This is a genomic window from Pandoraea sp. PE-S2T-3 (assembly GCF_002179965.1).
Taxonomy (GTDB): Bacteria; Pseudomonadota; Gammaproteobacteria; order Burkholderiales; family Burkholderiaceae; genus Pandoraea.
The window spans coordinates 17,014-38,829 of sequence record NZ_NGUQ01000010.1; the positions used below are offsets into that span (position 1 = coordinate 17,014).

Annotated in this window: 22 protein-coding genes; 13 read left to right on the plus strand and 9 right to left on the minus strand. The window is 62.5% G+C overall.

Annotation, left to right across the window (positions count from 1 at the left end; translation table 11 throughout):
* Window position 1: 1 nt before the first annotated feature.
* The 4 genes from CDV46_RS07250 to CDV46_RS07265 all read left to right on the plus strand — a co-directional run bounded on the left by CDV46_RS07250 (window position 2) and on the right by CDV46_RS07265 (window position 4,459).
* Window positions 2–1,477, plus strand: coding sequence for an aldehyde dehydrogenase family protein (locus CDV46_RS07250; protein WP_087722207.1), 1,476 nt, complete (start codon window positions 2–4; stop codon window positions 1,475–1,477).
* Window positions 1,478–1,535: 58 nt separating this feature from the next.
* Entirely contained in the window at window positions 1,536–2,429 is an 894-nt protein-coding gene (locus CDV46_RS07255; protein ID WP_087722208.1) for an extradiol ring-cleavage dioxygenase, read from the plus strand.
* Window positions 2,430–2,441: 12 nt separating this feature from the next.
* Window positions 2,442–3,389 (plus strand): fumarylacetoacetate hydrolase family protein, encoded by a 948-nt coding sequence (locus CDV46_RS07260; RefSeq protein ID WP_087686340.1) that lies wholly within the window; start codon window positions 2,442–2,444, stop codon window positions 3,387–3,389.
* 80 nt (window positions 3,390–3,469) lie between these two features.
* Window positions 3,470–4,459, plus strand: coding sequence for a 2-dehydropantoate 2-reductase (locus tag CDV46_RS07265; RefSeq protein ID WP_087722209.1), 990 nt, complete (start codon window positions 3,470–3,472; stop codon window positions 4,457–4,459).
* Window positions 4,460–4,550: 91 nt separating this feature from the next.
* Here the strand turns inward: CDV46_RS07265 and CDV46_RS26765 are convergent, their stop codons facing one another.
* The 4 genes from CDV46_RS26765 to CDV46_RS07285 form a co-directional block, all read right to left on the minus strand.
* Window positions 4,551–5,426: a hypothetical protein gene (locus tag CDV46_RS26765; RefSeq protein ID WP_140413313.1), complete on the minus strand. Its 876-nt coding sequence runs from the start codon at window positions 5,424–5,426 to the stop codon at window positions 4,551–4,553.
* Between the two features lie 137 nt (window positions 5,427–5,563).
* Window positions 5,564–6,415 (minus strand): hypothetical protein, encoded by an 852-nt coding sequence (locus tag CDV46_RS07275; RefSeq protein WP_087722210.1) that lies wholly within the window; start codon window positions 6,413–6,415, stop codon window positions 5,564–5,566.
* Window positions 6,416–6,615: 200 nt separating this feature from the next.
* The gene (locus CDV46_RS07280) at window positions 6,616–7,914 is read right to left on the minus strand and encodes an MFS transporter (protein WP_087686336.1); all 1,299 of its coding nucleotides are present in this window, start codon (window positions 7,912–7,914) and stop codon (window positions 6,616–6,618) included.
* Between the two features lie 121 nt (window positions 7,915–8,035).
* Complete coding sequence (locus tag CDV46_RS07285) at window positions 8,036–9,235, minus strand: amino acid aminotransferase (RefSeq protein WP_087722213.1); 1,200 nt, start codon at window positions 9,233–9,235, stop codon at window positions 8,036–8,038.
* A 172-nt stretch (window positions 9,236–9,407) separates the two neighbouring features.
* Between CDV46_RS07285 and CDV46_RS07290 the strand changes: the two genes are divergently transcribed.
* Window positions 9,408–10,340 (plus strand): LysR family transcriptional regulator, encoded by a 933-nt coding sequence (locus CDV46_RS07290; protein ID WP_087686335.1) that lies wholly within the window; start codon window positions 9,408–9,410, stop codon window positions 10,338–10,340.
* Window positions 10,341–10,373: 33 nt separating this feature from the next.
* Here CDV46_RS07290 and CDV46_RS27050 read toward each other — a convergent pair whose 3' ends face one another.
* Window positions 10,374–10,868, minus strand: coding sequence for a hypothetical protein (locus CDV46_RS27050; protein ID WP_087686334.1), 495 nt, complete (start codon window positions 10,866–10,868; stop codon window positions 10,374–10,376).
* Between the two features lie 185 nt (window positions 10,869–11,053).
* Here CDV46_RS27050 and CDV46_RS07300 point away from each other — a divergent pair, with 185 nt between their 5' ends.
* Together CDV46_RS07300 and CDV46_RS07305 are read left to right on the plus strand one after the other, a co-directional pair.
* Window positions 11,054–11,461: a DUF302 domain-containing protein gene (locus CDV46_RS07300; protein ID WP_087686349.1), complete on the plus strand. Its 408-nt coding sequence runs from the start codon at window positions 11,054–11,056 to the stop codon at window positions 11,459–11,461.
* A gap of 303 nt (window positions 11,462–11,764) precedes the next feature.
* Window positions 11,765–12,475: a dienelactone hydrolase family protein gene (locus tag CDV46_RS07305; RefSeq protein ID WP_087686333.1), complete on the plus strand. Its 711-nt coding sequence runs from the start codon at window positions 11,765–11,767 to the stop codon at window positions 12,473–12,475.
* Between the two features lie 293 nt (window positions 12,476–12,768).
* Here CDV46_RS07305 and CDV46_RS07310 read toward each other — a convergent pair whose 3' ends face one another.
* Window positions 12,769–13,077, minus strand: coding sequence for a DUF4148 domain-containing protein (locus CDV46_RS07310; RefSeq protein WP_084656469.1), 309 nt, complete (start codon window positions 13,075–13,077; stop codon window positions 12,769–12,771).
* A gap of 149 nt (window positions 13,078–13,226) precedes the next feature.
* Here CDV46_RS07310 and CDV46_RS07315 point away from each other — a divergent pair, with 149 nt between their 5' ends.
* Together CDV46_RS07315 and CDV46_RS07320 are read left to right on the plus strand one after the other, a co-directional pair.
* Window positions 13,227–13,628, plus strand: coding sequence for a CopD family protein (locus CDV46_RS07315; protein WP_087686332.1), 402 nt, complete (start codon window positions 13,227–13,229; stop codon window positions 13,626–13,628).
* A 113-nt stretch (window positions 13,629–13,741) separates the two neighbouring features.
* Window positions 13,742–14,533, plus strand: coding sequence for an AraC family transcriptional regulator (locus CDV46_RS07320; RefSeq protein ID WP_087686331.1), 792 nt, complete (start codon window positions 13,742–13,744; stop codon window positions 14,531–14,533).
* Here the strand turns inward: CDV46_RS07320 and CDV46_RS07325 are convergent.
* On the minus strand, window positions 14,481–15,203 hold the full coding sequence (locus tag CDV46_RS07325; RefSeq protein ID WP_058376389.1) for an HAD family hydrolase: 723 nt from the start codon (window positions 15,201–15,203) through the stop codon (window positions 14,481–14,483). The genes CDV46_RS07320 and CDV46_RS07325 overlap by 53 nt on opposite strands.
* A gap of 224 nt (window positions 15,204–15,427) precedes the next feature.
* Window positions 15,428–16,132 (minus strand): hypothetical protein, encoded by a 705-nt coding sequence (locus CDV46_RS07330; protein ID WP_140413315.1) that lies wholly within the window; start codon window positions 16,130–16,132, stop codon window positions 15,428–15,430.
* On the opposite strand from CDV46_RS07330, the gene CDV46_RS26775 reads away from it, so the two are divergent.
* Entirely contained in the window at window positions 16,131–16,454 is a 324-nt protein-coding gene (locus CDV46_RS26775) for a hypothetical protein (RefSeq protein WP_140413316.1), read from the plus strand. The two genes, CDV46_RS07330 and CDV46_RS26775, sit on opposite strands and share 2 nt — an antisense overlap.
* A gap of 307 nt (window positions 16,455–16,761) precedes the next feature.
* On the opposite strand, the gene CDV46_RS07335 is transcribed toward CDV46_RS26775, so the two are convergent.
* On the minus strand, window positions 16,762–18,156 hold the full coding sequence (locus tag CDV46_RS07335) for an aminotransferase-like domain-containing protein (protein ID WP_087722211.1): 1,395 nt from the start codon (window positions 18,154–18,156) through the stop codon (window positions 16,762–16,764).
* 387 nt (window positions 18,157–18,543) lie between these two features.
* On the opposite strand from CDV46_RS07335, the gene rpsL reads away from it, so the two are divergent.
* The 3 genes from rpsL (at window position 18,544) to fusA (ending at window position 21,735) form a co-directional block, all read left to right on the plus strand.
* The gene (gene rpsL, locus CDV46_RS07340) at window positions 18,544–18,918 is read left to right on the plus strand and encodes a 30S ribosomal protein S12 (RefSeq protein WP_010804142.1); all 375 of its coding nucleotides are present in this window, start codon (window positions 18,544–18,546) and stop codon (window positions 18,916–18,918) included.
* Between the two features lie 126 nt (window positions 18,919–19,044).
* Window positions 19,045–19,515, plus strand: coding sequence for a 30S ribosomal protein S7 (rpsG, locus tag CDV46_RS07345; RefSeq protein WP_017232357.1), 471 nt, complete (start codon window positions 19,045–19,047; stop codon window positions 19,513–19,515).
* Window positions 19,516–19,632: 117 nt separating this feature from the next.
* The gene (gene fusA / locus CDV46_RS07350; RefSeq protein WP_058376385.1) at window positions 19,633–21,735 is read left to right on the plus strand and encodes an elongation factor G; all 2,103 of its coding nucleotides are present in this window, start codon (window positions 19,633–19,635) and stop codon (window positions 21,733–21,735) included.
* Window positions 21,736–21,816: the final 81 nt, after the last annotated feature.

The window sequence follows — 21,816 nt, forward strand, 5'->3', positions numbered from 1 at the left end:
CATGAGCGCTTCCCGTTTTGACGTCGCCGGCATCCCGGTGTCGCCAGATCATTTCATCGACGGTCGACGCGTGGCGTCGCCGGATACGTTCGAATGCGTTTCCCCCATCGATCAGACGCTGCTCGGTCATATCGCCAGCGGCAATCTCGCTCACGTCGACGCTGCCGTCACGTCGGCCGCGCAGGCGTTCCCGGCTTGGGCGGCGCTGGGCGCGGCCGCTCGTCAGCCGTATCTGCAACGCTTTGCCGACGCGATCGGGCGGCGCGCAGAAGCGTTCGCCACGCTCGAGAGCCACGATGCTGGCGTGTTGCGCTCGCGCATGGCCCACGGCGTGGTGCCGCGCGCGATGCAGAACATCACATGGTTTGCCGAGCATGCACTGATGTTGCAGGACCGCGTGATCGAGACACCGCAGGCGCGCCATCTGGTGCGGCACGACCCGGCGGGTGTGGTGGCCATCATCACGCCGTGGAATTCGCCGTTGATGCTGGCGACGTGGAAGATTGGTCCGGCGCTCGCCTCCGGCAACACCGTGGTGCTCAAGGCGCCCGAGTGGGCGCCGCTCACGTCGTCGCTGCTGGCCGATTGTGCGGAAGAAGCGGGGTTGCCGCCCGGCGTATTCAACTTGTTGCAGGGCTCGGGTGCGGTGACGGGGGCGGCGCTGGTGAGCGATTCGCGCCTCGCACGGATCTCGTTCACAGGGTCGGTCACGACGGCGAAATGGATTGCCAAAACGGCCGCCGCGAATCTGGTGCCGTGCAGTCTCGAACTCGGCGGCAAGTCGGCCTTCATCGTGCTCGCCGACGCCGATCTGGACGCTGCCGCCGCCACGGCCGCACTGATGTATCGCAACGCGGGGCAGGTGTGTCTCGCAGGCACGCGACTGCTCGTGCATGCCGATGTCGCGCAACGTTTCACCGAGACGCTGCGCACGCTGGTGGAAAGCCTCGTCGTGGGCGACCCGCGTGAGGCGGCGACGGAAGTCGGCCCGATCATTCATCCGCGTCAGCTTGAGCGTGTGGAAGGTTTTGTCGAGCGTGCCGTCGCGGGCGGCGCGCGCGTGCTGTGGGGCGGCAAGCGTCATCCGTTCGGTGCGCAGTATTTCGCACCGACGCTGCTCACCGACTTGCGTCAACGCGACGAGATCGTGCAGCAGGAAGTCTTCGGGCCGGTGCTCACGTTGCAGACGTTCCGAAGCGACGACGACGTGGTCGATATGGCCAACGGCACCGATTTCGGACTCGGCGGCGTCTGCTACGGCGACGAAGCGCATGCCATCGCCATCGCGCAGCGCGTGCGTACCGGCTTCATCTGGGTCAACAGCTTCGGCATTCGCGATCTCGCCGCACCGTTCGGCGGCATCAAGCGCTCGGGCGTGGGCCGTGAAGGCGGCGAGTGGAGCTTCGAATTCTTCTGCGACGTGAAGGACGTCGTCGTGCCGAAACAGCCATTCAAGGCGAGCTTCAGCCATCGCTGATCATCGCTGATGGCATCGCCGCATTCAGTAAAAAACAAAAGAGATTGAGGAGAACACCATGGGACAGATCGTCGGCGCGGCACTCGTGTCGCACCATCCCGGTTTGATGCAGTGTGAGGAATTTCGTGTCTTGCAGGGCGCAGGAGCGGATTCGGATTTGATCGCCGGGTACACGCGAGTGCGCGAGCGAATTGCGGCAGCGAAGCCGGATGTCGTGCTGATTTTCGATTCGCACTGGTTCACGACCGGCTATCACCTGATCGACGGCGGCGCGCGTTATTCGGGCATGTACGTCTCCGACGAAATGCCGTGGTATCTGCACGGTGTGCCGTACGACTATCGTGGTCATCCCGAACTCGCGCTCGCCGTGGAAGCCGTGGCGCGCGAGAAGGGCGTGCGTGCGCGTGCCGTGCAGCATCCCGATTTGCCGCGTCACTACCCGACGATCAACGTCATCAAGCAGATGCGGCTCGATGCGTGGCCGATCGTGACGGTGAGTTCGTGCCAGAACTGCGAGACGGAACATTTCCTGCAATCGGGGCAAGTGATCGGCGAGGCGATTCGCCGCAGCGATTTGCGCGTGGTGATGCTGGCGTCCGGTGCGCTGAGTCACAAGTTCAACGGCATCGACTGGAAGCCGACGCATCCGCGCATCTTTCACGAGAGCAATGTGTCGCGGCCCGAGAACATCGAGAGCGACAAGCGCGCGATCGAAGCGTTTCGCGAAGGGCGTCACGACCAGATTCTGGCGGACTGGGACAGCGACTATCGCAAGCGTCCGTGGGAAGCCCACGGCGCGCACTATCTGCAAATGGTCGGTGCACTCGGTGGTGCAGCGTGCCGCAGCAAAGGGGTGGTGCTCTCCGATTACGAAAACGCGCGCGGCACCGGCAACGTGCATATCTGGTTCGACGGCGACGACAGCGCGAGCCGCACCGCGCGTCAGGCCTGAGGGAGCGACACGATGGATTTCGAATTTCCGCTGAAAGAAGTGCCTGCCGTGATGCGAGGCCCGCGTGTTGAACGCCGGCGCATTCTGCTGGGCGGCAGCGCGTTCTGGGGCACGATGATCGAAGACGGTTCGCTGCGCGGTCAGTTGCGGCTCGACGATGGCCGCGTGGTCGACCCGCAGACGGTGGCGCATCTGCCGCCCGTCGACCCGTCGAAGATCATTGCCGTGCATATCTCGTATCGTTCGCGCAGCATGGAGACGCGCAACAAGCCGAAGCCGACCGATACACCGACGTATTTCACCAAGCCGCCGACTTCGCTCAACGGCCACGGCGGGCAGATTCTCAAGCCTGCCGATTGCAAGTATCTGAATTACGAGAGCGAGTACGCGGTGGTGATCAGCCGGACGTGCCGCAACGTACTGCCTGACGAAGCGTGGGATTACATCGAGGGTTTCTGCCCGGCACTCGACATGGGCTTGCAGGACTTTCGCGATACCGATCAGGGATCGATGCTGCGCGTGAAGGGCGCGGATACGTTGTTGCCGATCGGTCCCGGCATCGTGCGCGGCGTGAATCTGTTCGAGCAGACATTGCGCACGTATCGCAACGGACTGGTGGTGCAGGAGGCGCACATCGGCGATGAGACGATCTGGGGGCCGCATTACGTGATCGCGGACATCGCGCGTCACATCACGCTGATGCCGGGCGACGTGATCCTGATGGGCACGCCGTGTCATTCGCGCTCGGTCGATGCGGGCGATCTGGTCGAGTGCGAGATCACCGGACTGGGTCGACTGTCAGGCAGGGTCGTCGGCATCGAAGCGCCGCGTGCGGCGGCGCTTGGTGTGGGGCACGCCCCGACCGACAGCCCGGAAGTGCGTCGTGTCGCACTGGGCTTCGATGAGCGTGTGCCTGAGCATTTCAAAGAGAACTATCGTCGCGCCGCAAATAAGGCGTAGTTGACGTACGCGGTGGCGGCATCCGAAGATGTCCCGGTCATGCCGGCACGTCGCGGCAATTCTTGGTACGGAGCAGACGAATGAAGGTAACGATCATTGGCGCGGGCGCCATTGGCGGGCTGATCGGCACGAAGCTGGCAGCGACGGGCGAAGCACGGGTCAGCGCATTGGCGCGTGGCGCGACGCTGGCGGCGCTGCGTGAGCGCGGCTGGCGCGTGAAGCAGGGCGAGTCGCTCTCGGCAGCACCGGTGGCCGCAGCGCACCCGCTGGAAGACGCAGAGAAACTGGGCGTGCAGGATCTGGTGGTGATCGCGGTCAAAGGGCCGGCGCTCACGCAGGTGGCCGCCTCCATCGGGCCGCTGATTGGGCCGGACACGATTGTGCTGCCGGCCATGAACGGCGTGCCGTGGTGGTTCTGCAAGGGCGTGGCGCCGTTCGGTGACGAACCGTTGACGAGTGTCGACCCGGGCGGCGCCATCGGCGCAGCGATCCCACTGGCGAACGTGTTGGGCTGTGTGGTGCACGCAAGCGCGGCCACCCCGGAGCCGGGACTGGTCGATCACAAGATGGGACGTGGGTTGATCATCGGCGAACCGGGTGGCGGTACCAGCGAACGCGTGCAGAAGCTGGCCGGACTGCTCGAACGTGCGGGCTTCGAGGTGAAAGCGTCGGAGAACGTCCGGCAGGACATTTGGTACAAGCTGTGGGGCAACCTGACGATGAACCCGGTGTCGGCGATCACCGGCGCGACCATCGACCGCGTGCTCGACGATCCGCTCGTGCGCGCGTTCTGTTCGGCGGCGATGGCCGAAGCGGCGGCGATTGGCGGGAAGATTGGTTGCGTCATTGAGCAATCGCCGGAAGATCGCCATGCGGTGACGGCGAAGTTGGGTGCGTTCAAGACGTCGATGTTGCAGGACGTGGAAGCGGGGCGGCCGATTGAACTCGATGCGCTGGTGAGCGTGGTGCGCGAGATGGGGCAGACGCTGTCGGTGGCGACGCCGAATATCGATGCGCTGCTCGGGTTGGCGCGATTGTTCGGGCGGGAGAAGGGGTTGTATCCGCAGTGAGGCGCTGGTGCGCCATAGCGTGCGTGAAAGGCGGATCGTCGAACAGATATCGCCGACAGCCCTTCACGCAAAGTGCTCGGGTGGGTGGACCTTACTGAGGCGCTGCGAGATACACCGACATCGCCTGAGCCAACGTGAAAGGCGATGTAGCCTGTTTGGCGGCACCGTCCGGAACGCCAAATGTGCTTACGGATGCAAGCAATCTGTTCAGTTTGGCGTCAGGCGGCAACTGTCCGGATACCGAAACAGGCATCCGCGGATCATCGGATCCCCACGTCCGCGGTGTATCACAGTCGTGGCTATCGATGGGGCGCTGATCGGTATGTGCGAGCACGTTGTTACCCGATAGGTCGTCAACGATGCCCATATCAAGCGATGACGAGACGCTCGGAACGCGACGCGCGTTTGTTGCGCCGTAATGCTCGAGTATTCGCTTTTCGAGCGCTTGTGGCGTCGGAAAATCGATGAGGTTATGGTATGGCCAGCCCTGAGGGGCAGAGCCGTCCACCACCACCTCCGCATCCATGCTGAAATTATCATTGTGGCAGGTGAGGTAATAATTGATATCGACTCTCTTTCCGGAATCGCTTTGGTAGGAATGTGTTTCCGTTAGATCTTTTTGAGATCCGTTTAAATTCATTTCTCCGTTAATTCTTCCAATGATTGGAAGAAGTAGAGGGTTGTTGGGGTTTATATTTTTGTTTTCATCTATAGTTTTTAGGCCATTGAAAAATCTTCGAACAATGCTTGATTTGCTGATGAGGCTGATGTATTCGGGGATCTGTATATTAAATTCTTCAATGCTGTTGGTGATTTTTATCAAGTTTAGCAGCGTGAAATTTAAAACGATGGGTGCGGCGTTGCCACCTTTTTTCAAGGTGTTTTGAATTCCTGTCAATCTTGATAGTTTGTCTGAATAATAATCAAGATATCTTTGTTTGATTGCGTTGGTTTTGAAATCGTACATTAAGGTATCTCCAAATCTATTTCGAGGGAATCTGCGAGATTGATGTATTTGATGCAGGCCGAATTCCGCTTCGCGGACCCCGCGTAAGTGCTGATCGCGCGACGTGAATAGGCCTGAGTCGTGTCGCCCTAAAGGCGTTATTGCGATGCGGCGAGCGCCACCAGTGCCATTGGGGCCGGAGTGAAGCGCGAGAGCGTCTGGTCGAGGCCGTTGTTTCCAGAGGTGAAGGCACCCATCGAATGCAACAGGGCATCGAGCTTTGCGGTGGCCGGTGTGTGACCGTCCGGACCAGCCGCCACCGCCAGCACGCCATGCTCTTGCGAACTACGCGCGGCGGCCATCAGTGGTTCGACGACTTCCTCGGGCTTCCCGGCCGGGACAAACTTGAATTCCGTGAATACCTGCTTTTCAAGGTCCGGGATACTCTTGAATTGAGTCAATTCGCCGTCGGAATATTCCTTGCGCTGCGTCGGCAGGTTATCCACCAGCAGGTTTGACCTCACATGCATCGTCATGTGGCCATGCATGAACACGACCCAATAATCGATACTCACCTTTCGGTCATTGTTATCGACGAAGGTTGTCTGTCCCTGTTTGAGGGTAATGCTCCCGCCCAGATTCATGTACGAATCCATTTCTGCCTGGCGGTCGTTTTTCTGCCCCTCCCGCCACTTGTCCTCTGCCGCCTTGTCGAGCCCGGGCGGAACCTCTTCGCTGTCGATCTGGTGGACGATCACCAGTCCGTGAGCCATTGAGTTGATCGGGGAGGATGTTTTGGGTGCGTTGATAATCTGGGCGAAGCCCGGGTGCAGTTTCTGGAACGATTGAATACCGTCAACCATATCCGCAAGATTCTTCAGCCCGGAATCGCCGAGGAAGTAGGCGCCGTGTCCGGCTTCGTTAAAGGGAACAGCCTTGCCGGTCAGTTGGGAGAATTTTCTGACCAAAGCCACAAATCTGCTCTGATCGGTTTGAATCGAGTTGCTCATGTCGTGATCTCCGGATCGTTTCGAGGAAGCCTGCGAAATCGACGGATGAATCGCGGGCTGAAGCGACTCTGCGACGCGATCATGGAGATACGAACAGTTCCCCCGACGAACTGTGAAATGTCACTTCAAGGGCGGGATAAAACTGAGGCCATTTCGTATGAAATGGCCTCAGTCACTGGTATTAGCGAATCAGGGTTGGGTTACCGCACCCCGGTATGGCGATATATCCGGCTCAGGGCGAGCAGCCCGATCGCCGCAGCGGCCATCATGTAGAAGCTCGGTGCCAGCTTGCTGCCCGTCACGTTGATGAGCCACGTCAGGATGAACGGTGCAAAGCCGCCGAAGAACGTCACCGACAGGTTGTATGACAGCGACAAGCCGGTGGTGCGCGTCTTCACCGGGAAGATCTCGGAGGCCAGTGCGGGCAGCGGCGCAAAGTACACCGTCATCAATACGCCCAGCACCGTTTGCAGCGCGAGCATCATGCCGAAGCTCGGGTACGTCGAGAGCAGCCAGAACATCGGCCAGATCAGCACCAGCAGCGCGGCCGCCGCAATCATCATCGGCTTTGTGCGCCCGGCACGGTCGGACCACGCGCCCACTACCGGCGACAGGAACATCTGCACGAGCCCCGTGGCCACCGTCGCGGCAAACGCAACCGATGCCGGCAACCCCAACTGCTTGATCGCATAGGTCGGCATGTACAGCACGAGATACGTCGACACCGTCGCGACGACGACAGCGCCCACGGCCAGCAGCAGGCGCATCTTCTGATGCTCCAGCGTGTCGCGCAGCGGCGTCTCGGTCGGCTCGGCTTGCAGGAACTCCGGCGTCTCGTCGACATGGCGACGGATGTAATACGCTACCGGGCCGATCAACAGACCGAACAGGAACGGCACGCGCCAGCCCCAACTCTGCATTTGTTCCGGAGACAGCGTGCTGGTGAGCAATGCGCCGAACCCGGCAGCGAGCAGCGTCGTCAGCCCCTGACTCGCGACCTGAAAGCTCGCGAAGAAGCCGCGTCGCCGTGGGGCATGCTCGGCGAGAAACGCTGTCGCGCTGCCGAATTCACCGCCCGCAGAAAAGCCCTGAATCATCCGCGCCAGCACGATCCCCACGGGCGCCAGCACGCCGATGGAAGCGTACGTCGGCATGAACGCGATGATCGCGGTGCCGACCATCATCATCAGAATGGTCAGCGTGAGCGCCGCGCGCCGCCCCTGCTTGTCGGCGTAGACACCAATGACGATCGCACCCAGCGGACGCATGAAGAATGACACGCCGAAGGTGCCCAACGTGAGCAGCAACGACGTCGTGTCGTCGTGCGTCGGGAAGAACAGCTTCGCAATGGTCACGGCAAAGAAGCCGTACACCACCAGATCGAACCATTCGAGCGCATTGCCGATGGACGCGGAAATGACCGCACGCCAAGGGTGCTTGGCAATGTGATCGCCTTGGTGCGCGTCAGGACGCGCGCCGGCGGCGGTGGCTGTTGTCATGGTGTCTCCAGTCGACGTGATGTCGTGATGTAGTTATCGATTCGGCATGCGTTTGGCGGAGGCATGCGCTCCGTGTTTCTGATGAACCGTGATCGAGGGCGCGCAAGCGCGCCATGCCATCTCAATGACCCGCAAGCACCTGCGCGATCGCGCTGGCGACCGTGCCGACATTGCGCGTGTTGAGCCCCGCCACACACATGCGCCCCGAGCGCAGGATGTAGACGCCGTGGGTTTCGCGTAGCGCGTCTGCCTGCGCCGCCGACAAGCCGGTGTACGTGAACATGCCGCGCTGCGCGAGGTAGCGCGAGCGCTGCTCGTCGCTGACATGTGACGCGAGCTGCGCGTGAATTTCCGCGCGCATCGCAGCGATGCGCGTGCGCATGCTGTCGAGTTCGTTTTCCCACGCCTGACGCAGCACGGGCGTCGTGAGCACGTGCGCGACGAGTCGCGCGCCATGCGTCGGCGGGTTGCTGTAGTTCGCGCGAACCGTGCCGGTGAGCTGTCCGAAGACGCGTGAGGCTTCCTCGGCCGAAGCGCAGACGACCGACAACGCGCCGCAACGCTCGCCGTACAGCGAGAAGTTCTTCGAGAACGAGTTCGCCACGACGGTCGGTACGCCCGACTCGGTGAGTGCGCGCACGGCGAAAGCGTCGGCATCGAGTCCGTCGCCGAAGCCCTGATACGCCATGTCGACGAAGGCGATGAGACCGCGCTCGCGCAGCACCGGGATCAGCGTTTGCCATTGCTGCGGGGGGAGATCGACGCCGGTCGGGTTATGACAGCATGCGTGCAGCAGCACGATGCTGCGCGGCGGCAGCTTGGCGATCGTATCGAGCATGGCGTCGAAACGCAGGCCGCCGGTGGCGTCGTCGTAGTACGGATACGCCTGCACGGGGAAGCCGGCGCTCTCGAACACCACGCGATGGTTGTCCCAGCTCGGATCGCTGATCCACACGGTGGCGTCAGGGAAGTAGCGCTTGAGGAAGTCGGCGCCCACGCGTAACGCGCCACCGCCTCCAAGGGTCTGCAAAGTGGCAATGCGTTGGTCGCGCCGGGCGGCGCAGGCGTCGCCGAAGACGAGGGCCTGCACGGCGTCGCGATAGGCGGCAGTGCCGGCCATCGGCAGATACGGGCGCGGGCCGATGTCGGCCAGCACGCCGGCTTCCGCCTCGCGCACGGCGCCCATCACGGGCAGACGGCCGGCATCGTCGAAATAGATGCCGATCGACAGGTTGACCTTGTGCGGTCGGGGGTCCTGACCGAACGCTTCGTTCAGACCAAGAATCGGGTCGCCGGGATAGGCATCGACGTGAGAAAACATGGGACCTTGCATGGGACCTCGCAGGGGGCGTCGCAGAATCTCGACACCAATGGATCGAAGGGATCCAAAGAATCAAAGGGGATTTTTGAAATCGATTGTGGGCGACGACCCTTTGCGGAACAATCAATCGATTTTGGTCGATTCGTAAGCGAAACTTGATAATCGAAACCCCATGCCCCTGACCCGTGTCACGCTGCGCCAGTTCGAAGCCCTGGTTGCCATTGCCGAACTGCACAGCTTTGCCGAAGCCGGCAAGCGGCTTGGTCTCACGTCGTCGGCGGTGAGCCAACTCGTGGCGGAGCTCGAATCCGTGCTCGGCTTCCGCATCTTTGATCGCACGACGCGACGCGTAGCGCTGTCCAGTGCCGGACGCGACTTCCTTGCGTCCGCCGAGTCGGTGTTGCGTCACGTGCAGGCGGCGGAGAAGACCGCCGACGATTTGCGCAATCGTGCCGCCGGGATCGTGCGCGTGGGGGCGCCGCTCGTGCTCGCGGGCATGGCGCTGCCCGCAGCGATTCGTGACTACGCGGCGTTGCGTCCGAAGGTTGTCGTGCGCGTGGTCGATACCCCGGTCGATGCGCTCATCGATCATGTTGCCAATGGCGATCTCGATCTCGCCATCGGTCCCAATCGCGCCACTGGTGCGCATGTCGCCGGGGCCCCGGCGTTCGATAGTCCGTGGGTGCTGTGGTGCGCGCCTTCGCATCCGCTCGCCCGACGCAAGCGACTGCGCTGGCAAGACCTGCGCGACACGCCGCTCGTGGCCGCCGGACGCGATCACGAGCGCAGCGTCGAGCAAATGCGCGCGAGCGCGCCGCCCGACGCCCGCATCACGCCGATCGATGTCGTCGATAACGTGACGACGGCGCTCGGTATCGCGGCGCAGGGGCTCGCGTCTACGCTCACGCCCGGCTATGTCGCGGCGCTCGCCAATACCTTCGGTCTGGTGATGCAGCGTGTCGTCTCGCCGGAGACGATTCGTCAGGTGTGCGTGTATCGGCCGGTGTCGCGCGCCGCGTCACCCGCTGCGGAAGGTTTCGCACAGTATCTGCTCGACTGGCTGCCGCAGTGGAACGAACGCATCATGTCGGCCTCGCGCGATTGACGTGCGGGGCCGTTTGGCATCGATGCGCGTGGTTTATCTGCGCTTGCCGTCGGGCGACGGCAGCGCGGCGAGATCCTCGCTCAGTTGCGCGCGCAGCGTCGAGATCGCCGCGTTCGTGTCGGACGGCTTCAGTTCTTCACGCGCGATGGCTTCGCGCAAATGGTGACGCAGCAGCGGATCGCGCGTTTGCGTCAACGTCTCGCGATAGAACGGCAATACGTTTTCGGGATGTCCGCCAACGCGATACAGATGGGCGATTTCGTCGATAGTACGCATGGCGCCAAACGCGGGACCGCCCGGCGCACGAGGACCCATCGGACCCGGGCCGCGAGGGCCGCCGGGGCCCTGCGGCCCGGCACCCGGTGGCGGCATGTCGTTGCCTTGCGGGCCGTTCAGCGCGAGGACGATTTGCGGGGGCAAATCTGAGGTGTTGGCCGGCGCGGCGTGAGCGGCAGTGGTGGCCGTTGCCGCTAACGCCATCGTCATGGCAACAACACCCGTGAGATGGCGGATGGTGATCTTCATCATTTGGACTCCGTAGCAAAGACGTGCGCTGAGATATCGAACGCATGCACCAAGCGTATCGCGCGAATCGCTGCGCACCGGTCGGTGGTAACCGTGTGTAAGGTGTAATGTGTGGAGCGATGCAGGCTGGCAGCCGCGTGGAGAATTCGTGCCGCATGCTGCCGTGGATCTCTGAGAAGGAGCGCTACATGACTACCGAATTCGTTCGCCCGGTTGCCGTCACGTCGCTGCGCAGCCCGGTGGATTTTTATGCGACGCTCGCGCGCGTGATCGACACACTCAAGCAGCACGGCATGACGATCTTTGCAGACATCGATCAGAGTGCTGCCGCTGCGTCAGCGGGCCTGTCGCTGCGACCGACGCGACTGGTGTTGTTCGGTAACCCGAAAGGCGGTACGCCGGTCATGGCGGCCAACCCGCATGCCGGGCTGGAGTTGCCGCTCAAGGTGATGGTCTGGGCGGCTTCCGCCGACGAGGTGCGAGTGGATTTCCTGAACCCCGGGCCCGCGCTGAGTGCCTTGTACGGTATCGACGCCGCACAAGTGGCGGGCTTCGGTGGTGTCGCAAAGTTGCTTGAGGCTGCGCTCAAGGCGTGACCCGGCGTCATGCCGGTGGTGCATGGGTTCGGCGGCTGAAACGGCGGGCGAGGGGCGCCACGTCGCGATCGGGCGCGATGGGCCCCGGCTCAACGCCGGGACGCGCATGGGTGCTCGCCGAGCCTTATGTGACGGGCGTGGGCACGCCCGGTGCGCATCACGAAAAGTGCCTATACTGATCCGGCCTTTCTGCGCGCGACAGCCGCGGCCAGACGCGGCCGTTCCCCACGGCTGCCGGTGGGCCGGTCGGTCGGCGGGTCGCGAGCGCAGGCTTTCCCCCCTTTTTCGTGAGGAGTCACTCCCGTGTCGAACAGTCAATGGATCCGCGTCGAAACCGTCGACGGCACTTTCGATGCCTACCTGGCATTGCCGCCGTCGGGCAAGACGGCTAACGCACCGGGCATCGTGCTGGTGCAAGAAATCTTCGGTGTGAACGAACACATTCGCGGTGTGGCCGACCAGTACGCGTCGGATGGCTACGTCGTGATCGCGCCGGACATCTTCTGGCGCGCCGCCCCGCGCGTCGAACTCGGCTATTCGGGCGACGACATGGCGCGCGCGATGGAGTTGCGCAAGTCGGTCGACGTGGAGAAGGCCGTCGCCGACGTCGGCGCCTGCGTCACGGCACTGCGCGGCAAGCTCGACGCGGGCGCGAAAGTGGCGGCGGTCGGTTACTGCTTCGGCGGCTTGGTGTCGTATCTGGCCGCGGCGCGCGGTCTGGTCGATGCCGCCGTGCCGTACTACGGCGGGGGCATTCACAACTATCTCGGCGAAGCCCCCAACCTCAACGTCCCGACGCAGTTCCACTACGGCGCGCTCGACAGCCATATCACCCCGGATATCGTGACGGCGGTGACCGAGGCCGTGAAGTCACGTCCGAATACCGAAGTCTTCGTGTATCCGCAGGCCGACCACGGCTTCAACTGCTGGTCGCGCGGCTCGTACCACCAGCCGTCGGCGGCGCTTGCCCACGGCCGTTCGCTCGCATTCCTCTCGACGTGGCTGTCGAAGTAAGCCGTTGCCAACGCGATACAAAAAAGCCCGCCCCAGTTTCCGGGCGGGCTTTTCATTGGCAGACTGTGCTAAAAAAGCCCGTCGCCGAAGCGACGGGCAAAGTCCTGTGCGTTGAACCACTACGCACAGCGACAGGAGCCTGCGGTGATGCCGGGCTGGCTGAAACTTCCAGCGCCCGCCATACGAGACCGGAGAACACGCTGAACGTCGGGACGATGCCGACGCGTCGTCATGCGCAGAACGCGCACCGCGCCGCAGTCCCCTGAGCGGGACGGGCGGCGCGGCAATTTAGCTTATGAACCGAAGTAGGTCGAACCGGCGCGTTGCGAGCCACCGACCGAACCCATGGTGACCGGGGCGCTGCTCGAGACCGGTTGGGCGCTCGGCGCTGCCTTCGGATAGACGCTGTCGTGTTGAACCACGAGGCCGGCCTTCTGGGCCTGGACCAGTTCTTCACGGACTTGGGCGCGGGTCAGAACGCTGGTTTGCGGGACCCACGAGAATTCCGAAGGACCGTCGAAAGCGTCGCTGGCAAAGGCCGAACCGGCCGACACAGCAAGCATTGCGGAAACCAGAGCCGAGGTAATAAGAGTGCGCTTCATGATGTTTTCTCCTGTCTTTTGAAGGGGGCGATGTGTAACTCATCGTCGACAGTTACAGTCTATTGATGCGCGATTCGACAATAAACACGACATTCGTCAAGCAACTCTTGTCAATTTAGAAATAATTGAAAACGACTGGGGAGACATCGATGCTTTATCTGTGGATCAAGGCCGTACATCTGATTGCCGTGATTTTGTTGATTGCCGGGCTGGTGGCGATGTCGCTTGGTGGACGTCTGGCGCAGCCCGACTGGCGCCGCATCGCCCGGCAAGCCGACTATCGGCTGGCGTCGCCGGCGCTCATCGTCGTGTGGCTGAGCGGCCCGGCGCTGGCTGTCATGGCGAATTGGTGGAGCGCGCCATGGTTGATGGTCAAGCTGGTCTTCGTGCTGGTGATCTCGGCGCTGCACGGGCGTCTTTCGGCCACGCTGCGCAGGCTGGAGCGCGACGGGGTAATGCAACCGTCGCCCTCGCTTTTTCAGCGGGCGCTGCCCATCACGCTGGTGTCGATGGCCGTTATCGTCGTCATGGTCATCGTGAAGCCCTTCTGATCCAGATGACGCGGTAAGGCAATCGAGGCGGCCATCGAGGGCAATCGGCTTGGTGAGCGTGTGTCGGCGGTGTTACGCTGGCGTGGTCGCCTATAACGCCGAAAAATGGCCCGATGCCGATCTCAAGTGCGGTAACCCTGGATGGTCCAGGTCACGACCGCCCCGTCGGCGCGCTGGCGAAAGATTATCCGGACGGTTTCATCGTGACGCCCCATAGCCACCGGCGTGCGCAATTGATGTTCGCGCGTGCCGGGATCATGGAAGTGCGCACGGATACGTCGTTCTGGGTAATACCGCCGCAACGCGCGTTGTGGATTCCGGGGAACGTCTCGCATGAAGTGCGTATGCGGGGCAAAGTCGAAATGCGCACGATGTACGTCGACGTGGCGCGCTGCGGTCTGAGCGCCCCCGACACGCCGGTGGCCATCCGTGTCACCCCGTTGCTGCGCGAGCTGATTCTGCGCGCGATGGCACTCCCCAAGGACTGGATGGCCGACGGCAAGGACGGTCTGGTCATCGCCCTGCTGTTGCAGGAAATCGAGTGGAAGAGCGACACGCCGTTGCACTTGCAGGTGCCGGTCGACACCCGCCTGCGCAAGATTTTCGACGCCTATCTGGCCACGCCGGCCGACATGCGCAGCTTGCAGGATTGGGCGTCCGAGGTCGGCGCATCGAGCCGTACGCTGGAGCGCCGTTTCATGACGGAGTTCGGCTTGCCGTTTCGGGAATGGCGGCAACACATGCGACTGCTCGGCGCATTGCCGCTGCTGGGGGCCGGGCGGCCCATCACGCAGGTGGCGCTCGAAGTCGGCTACGACACGCCGAGCGCTTTCTCCACGATGTTTCGCCGCCTTATGGGCGTGACGCCAAGCGAATACCTGACGCGCGGCCGGCACCCGGATTGAGCCAGTGCATGGCTTCCCACATATCGTCGTAGACCGGCACGCCCTCGGCGTAAAGCGGTGAGCGCTGACGCTTCGAGCCGATGCCGACGAAGTCGATGCCGAGCGTGCGCGCCACCTTCAGATCCCACATGCCGTCGCCAATCGACACGATCGCGCGCGGATTCGTGATGCCGTAACCCGCCTGCGCGCGCTTGATGGCCTCGCTCACCAACTGCTCGCGCGAACTGTATTCCGACGCGGTGATGAGCATGGCATCGGTGTAGTCGATGGCGACCGAGCGCAGCTTGCGATGGCTGACCTGCCGGATGCCGCCGGTGGCGAACACCACGCCCCAGCGTGACCGGTGCGCCGCTTCGACAAAGGCGCGTGCGCCGGGGATCTCCGCCAGCCCGTGGGCGTTGAGCAGCGCCGTGAAGCGTTCGTCGATCTCATGCTCGAAGCGCGCGAGATCGTGCGGCTGCGGCAGCGCGCGGCCATTCTCGGCGTGCGCATGGATCAGAATCCCCGTATCGGTGTGATGCGGGTAGCTGCCCCAGTCGGTATTCAATGCCTCGAAGGCCAGCGACTCCATGGCGCCCAGCAGTGCGCGCTGGTGAATGCGCACCGAATCCGTGAGCGTGCCGTCGACATCGAGTACCAGAATGCTGTCTTTTTCGAAACTCGCCTGCATGGGGATATGGAAATAGGAGGAGAGGCGTCGTGACAGACGAAGTCTCGGAGTGTACGAATTCGCGGCATCAAATAAAACGCGCCGGGTGACACGGGATACGCCGTTTGCGACACCTTCGGCTACGGTATTTGACAGGGCGGGTGCGCATCAAGGGGGAAAGCCGCCCGGGCGGCGCTTTTTTATGCCTTTTTTAGCGGCATCGCCCGGTTCCGGCGCGGTGGCCATCAGCCCAATGAGACACGCCGGAACAGCATTTGCGTGCGCGACAGCCGTCTGGACCGGGGCTCGCAGGGCGGTTGCCGGACATCGGCATGTGAATTGCGGGCGGCCTGCTCCCGGGTTTTGCCGTACGCAAAGTCCCAGTAGCGTCGATGCCCCTCATGGAGCCTTTTCGACAGGGTGTGGACGAGATCGTCGCCCGCCGCCAGTTTCTGGATGTGAATGCGGCTGACGACGTAGTACTCGGGCACGTCGCCAAACAAGTGATCCAGATGCAGGCCGGTGTAGGTCATGGGGTCGTGCTGCACTGGCTCGATCGTGGCCTGCGTGCTCAGCGAGACGACGAAGGTACGGACGCCGCCTTGCCCCGGAATGCGGACGAACGCCCCCAACGTGGCTTCGTTGGTCAGTGCCTCGCCGGTCGGTACCGGCACGTCGCGATCGGGAATGCGCAGGAACAGGTTGTTCCGCTGAGCTTCCTGCGTGCCGCGTACGACGCGCTGGAAGCTCAGACGTGGCACTTCGATATACGCGCCGCTTTCGGCTAGCGCCTCGCGCAACTCCGGCGCCAGTGCACCGATGCGCTCGTGCAGGCGCTGCGCGATGGATTTGGCGGCGTACCGGCCCTGCGATTCGCTCGCGAAGCGGGCTTCGAAACCCGCGTCGAGGGTGTCTGCGTCGCGGCGGCTGGCGGAAAGCGCAGCTTGCATGCGCTCAGGCAGCGACTTCTCGCAGCCGCGTCGCATCAATTCGCTGACGCGAACATATGTCCTTTCGCCCGCAGGCACGTCGAGCAGGCAATCGCCGCTGTCCATCCGGCTGCCAACGACGCAGACCGGCCGGACATGTGCCAGTTGTTCGGCCAGATACGCTGCGCGCGTGATCGGCGGACGTGACCAGTCGAAGGGCTGTGAGGGCGACGCGGTGCTTTTGGACCGGGATGCGGACGGCGGTGCGGTAGGGGAGGCAGAAGCGGCGGCAGATGCCGACGTCAAGGTCGACCTGAACGTAGGTGCTGCGGTTGGCGCGTAAGCCGGGACGCTGGCGCGCCGCATGGCAGTCGGTCTGGGTGGGGGCGATGGGCCGGCGCCGGAGGCCGGCGGGTGCTCGCCGGCGACAAACGCGTCGGCAAAATCGGAGGTAGGGGCCGTATTGATCGGCATCCCCGATGTGGCGGCCAATGCCGCCGTCAGCCATTTTTCAATGCGCATAAGGGGTCATTCCGGTCAGCACCACGGGCCTATCCCGTGGTGCTTCGCAGTGTTCCCATTCGCGCAGGTTGCGTTTGTCGGTTTCGGCGTAGCGCGTTGCGGTTTCTGGTGAACTCGACGCAGCGCGTCTAGACAATCGCCGTGTGCACGCTGGGCGGCGCTTCGCTCAGCAGCGATTTCAGTCTTTTGAGCGCGCTGGCGAGACGTTCGGGATCTCGTACACCGCCCAGCGAAATGCGGATGGCGTTGGGCGCGTCGGGCGTCAGGCAGAACGCGTCGGCGGGGGTCACCGCCAAGCCTTCGGCACGGGCTGCCATCGTCAATTCGCGCGCGGTCCATGGTGCGGGGAGCGACTGCCACCGATGGATGCCCTGTTCAGGCGTCGCGCCAACGTCGCCCAGCACCTCGGCGGCGATGGTCTGGCGTTGCGCGGCGGCACTGCGCACACCGGCCAGGATACGGTCGGCCATGCCGTTGTGAATCCATTGGGTGGCCAGCCCGGTCATCAGCGGCGGCGCCATCAGGGCAAACGCATTCAGCGTGCCCAGAAATGCGTCGCGCCGGCGGGCGTCGGCGAGGCGCAGATAGGCCGTGCGCAAGCCAGGTGTGAGGCATTTCGACAGCGTTGCAATGTAATGCACACGGTGCGGTGCGAGACGCGCGAGCGGCGGCGGGGCCCGGTGGGCGAGGCGCCAGTACGGATCGTCTTCGATCACTGTCAGGTCGAGCGTCTCGGCAACGTTGAGCAGCTGGCGCCGGCGGGCCTCGGGCATGGTGCGTGCGGTCGGGTTTTGCAGCGTCGGATTCAGATAGACGACACGGGCCTTGTGCTCACGGGCGGCAGCGATGAGCGCGTCGGGCAGCATGCCGTCGTCGTCGGTCGCCACCGCAACGAGCTTGCGCTCCAGCGTGCGGGCGGCGCTGCGGATGCCCGGATACACGATCGGCTCGCACAAAATGGTTTCGTCGCGCGCCGTCTCGGTGAGTATTAGCGCAGCCAGGGTGGCCTGTGCGCCCGGGCATACGGCCACCTGCGACGCGTCGAGCTCACCGAGCATGGGGGCCAGCCAGAGGGCGCCGGCCTGCCGGTCCGCAATGCCGCCATCGCCCAGTTGGTAAGCCATGAGCATGGATGCGTCGGTGTGCGTGAGCACCTCGTCGATCCCTTGCTGGAGCAATTCTCCGAGGAAAAGATCGGACGGCGCGGGGGGAATGTTCATCCCCAGATCGAGCACCTGTTCGAAGGTCACACGGGGCGTGCTCACGAACGTGCCCAGCGGCCCGCGCCCCTCGATGGCGTTGCGCTCGCGGGCCCGGTTGTAGGCGCGCGTGACCGTGGTGAAGTCGATGCCAAGCCACGAGGCGAGCTCACGCTGCGCGGGCAACCGGTCACCGGGGCGCAGCCGGCCATCCGCGACGGCTTGCTCGATGAAGCTGGCCAAGCGCAGATAACGCGGGCCTTTGCCGGCCAACAGCGCGGGCTTCCAGAAGGTGGCGCGCAGGGTGTCGTGGGAGGCGTCCATGGCGGATGTCGGTAGAATGTATGGAGATTTTTCGCTATGCAGCGTCGTAATGCAGTTTAGTCTGCATACATATCGGTCGCAATGCCTGAATCCTGCCGCAGTGAGAGGATGGATGCTCGGCGGTGTCGGGCCGGGCATCCCGCGGAGCCGTTAACAATCAACGACTTACCGAGCGAAAACGCATGCGGCTGCATTGACACTTGCACATCCCCCATGTATAGTCGCAGGCTCCGGTTTTTCCGGCGGTAGGCGCGTGCCCAACCCAAAATGCTTGCGCATCAAGCGGTTAGGTGCGGGTAATCCGCAGGAGTTACCGGGAAGTGCGCAGTAAATCTGCATGGTAGCCCGCCTTGGTTGTCATGCTTTTGACACATTTAGGAAATCACAATGCCAACGATTAACCAATTGGTCCGCAAGCCGCGCACCTCTGCTCAAATCAAGAGCAAGAGCCCGGCCCTGCAGGACTGCCCGCAGCGTCGCGGTGTGTGCACCCGTGTGTACACGACGACGCCCAAGAAGCCTAACTCGGCACTGCGTAAAGTTGCCAAGGTGCGCCTGACCAACGGTTTCGAGGTCATCTCGTACATCGGCGGTGAAGGCCACAACCTGCAGGAACACTCGGTCGTGCTGATTCGCGGCGGTCGTGTGAAGGACTTGCCGGGTGTGCGTTACCACATGGTGCGCGGTAGCCTCGACACGCAAGGCGTCAAGGACCGTAAGCAAGCCCGTTCGAAGTACGGCGCGAAGCGTCCGAAGGCCTAAGCAGCCTCACGGACATACGTTCGGTGATGGTGTTGAATCGTCACTGAGTAAGTGGTCACTCGGCCCGAGAAGGGCTAGTAGGTGGCCTGGAGCCTGGCTCCGACTGAAACAATTAAGGAAGAAATTATGCCGCGTCGCCGCGAAGTCCCCAAGCGCGAAGTGTTGCCCGATCCGAAGTTCGGCAACGTTGATGTCGCTAAATTCATGAACGTGTTGATGCTTGCCGGCAAGAAGTCGGTGGCAGAACGCATCGTTTATGGTGCTTTCGAGCAGATCCAAACCAAGGCGGGCAAGGATCCGCTGGAAATCTTCAACACCGCTCTCGGTAACGTGAAGCCGGTGGTTGAAGTGAAGAGCCGCCGTGTTGGCGGTGCAAACTATCAAGTTCCGGTCGAAGTGCGTCCGTCGCGTCGTATGGCATTGGCGATGCGTTGGTTGCGTGAGGCCGCGAAGAAGCGTAGCGAAAAGTCGATGGCCCTGCGTCTGGCAGGCGAGCTGATCGAAGCCTCGGAAGGCCGTGGCGGTGCGATGAAGAAGCGTGACGAAGTTCACCGCATGGCTGAAGCCAACAAGGCCTTCTCGCACTTCCGCTTCTGACGCTGGCAGGCAGTACCTAGAGCAGAAACCGGGGCGGGTGCGCATGAGAAATTGCGCCTCGCCCGTTTGTGTTAGTAGCCCCCTCAAAAATGGCGGCTACATTGAAAGAGGCTTAAAGTGGCTCGTACAACCCCTATCGAGCGCTACCGCAACATCGGTATTAGCGCTCACATCGACGCCGGTAAAACCACGACGACCGAGCGCATTTTGTTCTACACCGGTGTGAACCACAAAATCGGTGAAGTGCACGATGGCGCCGCGACGATGGACTGGATGGAGCAGGAACAAGAGCGTGGCATCACGATTACGTCGGCTGCCACGACCTGCTTCTGGTCCGGCATGGCGAACAATTACCAAAAGCACCGCATCAACATCATCGACACCCCGGGTCACGTCGACTTCACGATTGAAGTCGAGCGCTCGATGCGTGTTCTTGACGGCGCGTGCATGGTGTATTGCGCTGTGGGTGGCGTGCAGCCCCAGTCGGAAACCGTGTGGCGTCAGGCCAACAAGTACGGCGTGCCGCGTCTGGCGTTCGTCAACAAGATGGACCGTACCGGCGCAAACTTCTTCAAGGTCTATGACCAGCTGAAGAACCGCCTGAAGGCCAACCCGGTGCCGGTGGTGGTGCCGATCGGTGCCGAAGAAAACTTCAAGGGCGTCGTCGACCTGATCAAGATGAAGGCAATCTTGTGGGACGAGGCTTCGCAAGGCATGAAGTTCGACTACGTCGACGTGCCGGCCGAGCTGCAAGCGGAAGCCAAGAAGTGGCGTGAAAGCATGGTCGAGGCTGCTGCCGAGTCGAGCGAAGCGCTCATGAACAAGTACCTCGAAGAGGGCGACCTCTCCGAAGAAGACATCATCCTGGGCCTGCGCACGCGTACCATCGCTTGCGAAATCCAGCCGATGCTGTGCGGTACTGCGTTCAAGAACAAGGGTGTGCAGCGTATGCTGGACGCCGTGATCGACTTCCTGCCGTCGCCGATCGACATTCCGCCGGTCAAGGGCACGAACGACAAGGAAGAGCCGGTCGAGCGCCGCGCTGCCGATGACGAGAAGTTCTCGTCGCTGGCATTCAAGATCATGACCGACCCGTTCGTTGGCCAGCTGATCTTCTTCCGCGTCTACTCGGGCGTTGTGAACAAGGGCGACACGCTGCTGAATTCGGTCAAGGGCAAGAAGGAACGCCTGGGCCGTATCGTGCAGATGCACGCGAACCAGCGCGAAGAAATCGACGAAGTGCGTGCAGGCGACATCGCCGCAGCCGTCGGTTTGAAGGACGCGACCACGGGTGACACGCTGTGCGACCCGACCGCCCCGATCGTGCTCGAGCGCATGGTGTTCCCGGAGCCGGTGATTTCGCAGGCTGTCGAGCCGAAGACCAAGGTCGACCAGGAAAAGATGGGCCTCGCCCTGAACCGCCTGGCGCAGGAAGACCCGTCGTTCCGCGTGCAGACCGATGAAGAATCGGGTCAAACCATCATTTCGGGTATGGGCGAGCTCCACCTCGAAATTCTGGTGGACCGTATGAAGCGCGAATTCGGCGTGGAAGCCAACATCGGCGCACCGCAAGTTGCTTACCGCGAAACCATTCGCAAGGCAGCGACGGACGTCGAAGGCAAGTTCGTCAAGCAGTCGGGTGGTCGCGGCCAATTCGGTCACGCGGTCATCACGCTGGAACCGAACGAGCAAGGCAAGGGCTACGAGTTCTTCGACGAGATCAAGGGCGGTGTCATTCCTCGCGAATACATCCCGGCGGTCGACAAGGGTATTCAAGACACCCTCAAGAACGGTGTTCTGGCCGGCTTCCCGGTGGTTGACGTCAAGGTTCGCCTGACGTTCGGTTCGTACCACGATGTGGACTCGAACGAAAACGCGTTCCGTATGGCCGGTTCGATGGCTTTCAAGGAAGCCATGCGTCGCGCCAGCCCGGTGATTCTCGAGCCGATGATGGCTGTCGAAGTCGAAACGCCGGAAGACTACATGGGTAACGTGATGGGCGACTTGTCGTCGCGTCGCGGCATTATCCAGGGCATGGACGACATGGTCGGCGGCGGCAAGATCGTGCGCGCTGAAGTTCCGCTGTCGGAAATGTTCGGCTACTCGACGTCGCTGCGTTCGGCCACGCAAGGCCGCGCCACGTACACGATGGAGTTCAAGCACTACGCTGAAGCTCCGAAGAACGTGAGCGAAGGCATCATCAGCGCCAAGAGCAAGTAAATTCGTTTTGAAGGGCGTCTGCGTCATGTGATGCAGCGCCCGTCACTCTGTTTAAATCGTCTATTCAGTATCTGAGGATTC

Bases quoted from the DNA above. Each gene is read 5' to 3' on its own strand.
- CDV46_RS07250 (WP_087722207.1), top strand. From the start codon at position 2: ATGAGCGCTTCCCGTTTTGACGTCGCCGGCATCCCGGTGTCGCCAGAT.
- CDV46_RS07255 (WP_087722208.1), top strand. From the start codon at position 1,536: ATGGGACAGATCGTCGGCGCGGCACTCGTGTCGCACCATCCCGGTTTG.
- CDV46_RS07260 (WP_087686340.1), top strand. From the start codon at position 2,442: ATGGATTTCGAATTTCCGCTGAAAGAAGTGCCTGCCGTGATGCGAGGC.
- CDV46_RS07265 (WP_087722209.1), top strand. From the start codon at position 3,470: ATGAAGGTAACGATCATTGGCGCGGGCGCCATTGGCGGGCTGATCGGC.
- CDV46_RS26765 (WP_140413313.1), bottom strand. From the start codon at position 5,426: ATGTACGATTTCAAAACCAACGCAATCAAACAAAGATATCTTGATTAT.
- CDV46_RS07275 (WP_087722210.1), bottom strand. From the start codon at position 6,415: ATGAGCAACTCGATTCAAACCGATCAGAGCAGATTTGTGGCTTTGGTC.
- CDV46_RS07280 (WP_087686336.1), bottom strand. From the start codon at position 7,914: ATGACAACAGCCACCGCCGCCGGCGCGCGTCCTGACGCGCACCAAGGC.
- CDV46_RS07285 (WP_087722213.1), bottom strand. From the start codon at position 9,235: ATGTTTTCTCACGTCGATGCCTATCCCGGCGACCCGATTCTTGGTCTG.
- CDV46_RS07290 (WP_087686335.1), top strand. From the start codon at position 9,408: ATGCCCCTGACCCGTGTCACGCTGCGCCAGTTCGAAGCCCTGGTTGCC.
- CDV46_RS27050 (WP_087686334.1), bottom strand. From the start codon at position 10,868: ATGATGAAGATCACCATCCGCCATCTCACGGGTGTTGTTGCCATGACG.
- CDV46_RS07300 (WP_087686349.1), top strand. From the start codon at position 11,054: ATGACTACCGAATTCGTTCGCCCGGTTGCCGTCACGTCGCTGCGCAGC.
- CDV46_RS07310 (WP_084656469.1), bottom strand. From the start codon at position 13,077: ATGAAGCGCACTCTTATTACCTCGGCTCTGGTTTCCGCAATGCTTGCT.
- CDV46_RS07315 (WP_087686332.1), top strand. From the start codon at position 13,227: ATGCTTTATCTGTGGATCAAGGCCGTACATCTGATTGCCGTGATTTTG.
- CDV46_RS07320 (WP_087686331.1), top strand. From the start codon at position 13,742: ATGCCGATCTCAAGTGCGGTAACCCTGGATGGTCCAGGTCACGACCGC.
- CDV46_RS07325 (WP_058376389.1), bottom strand. From the start codon at position 15,203: ATGCAGGCGAGTTTCGAAAAAGACAGCATTCTGGTACTCGATGTCGAC.
- CDV46_RS26775 (WP_140413316.1), top strand. From the start codon at position 16,131: ATGCGCTCAGGCAGCGACTTCTCGCAGCCGCGTCGCATCAATTCGCTG.
- CDV46_RS07330 (WP_140413315.1), bottom strand. From the start codon at position 16,132: ATGCAAGCTGCGCTTTCCGCCAGCCGCCGCGACGCAGACACCCTCGAC.
- CDV46_RS07335 (WP_087722211.1), bottom strand. From the start codon at position 18,156: ATGGACGCCTCCCACGACACCCTGCGCGCCACCTTCTGGAAGCCCGCG.
- rpsL (WP_010804142.1), top strand. From the start codon at position 18,544: ATGCCAACGATTAACCAATTGGTCCGCAAGCCGCGCACCTCTGCTCAA.
- rpsG (WP_017232357.1), top strand. From the start codon at position 19,045: ATGCCGCGTCGCCGCGAAGTCCCCAAGCGCGAAGTGTTGCCCGATCCG.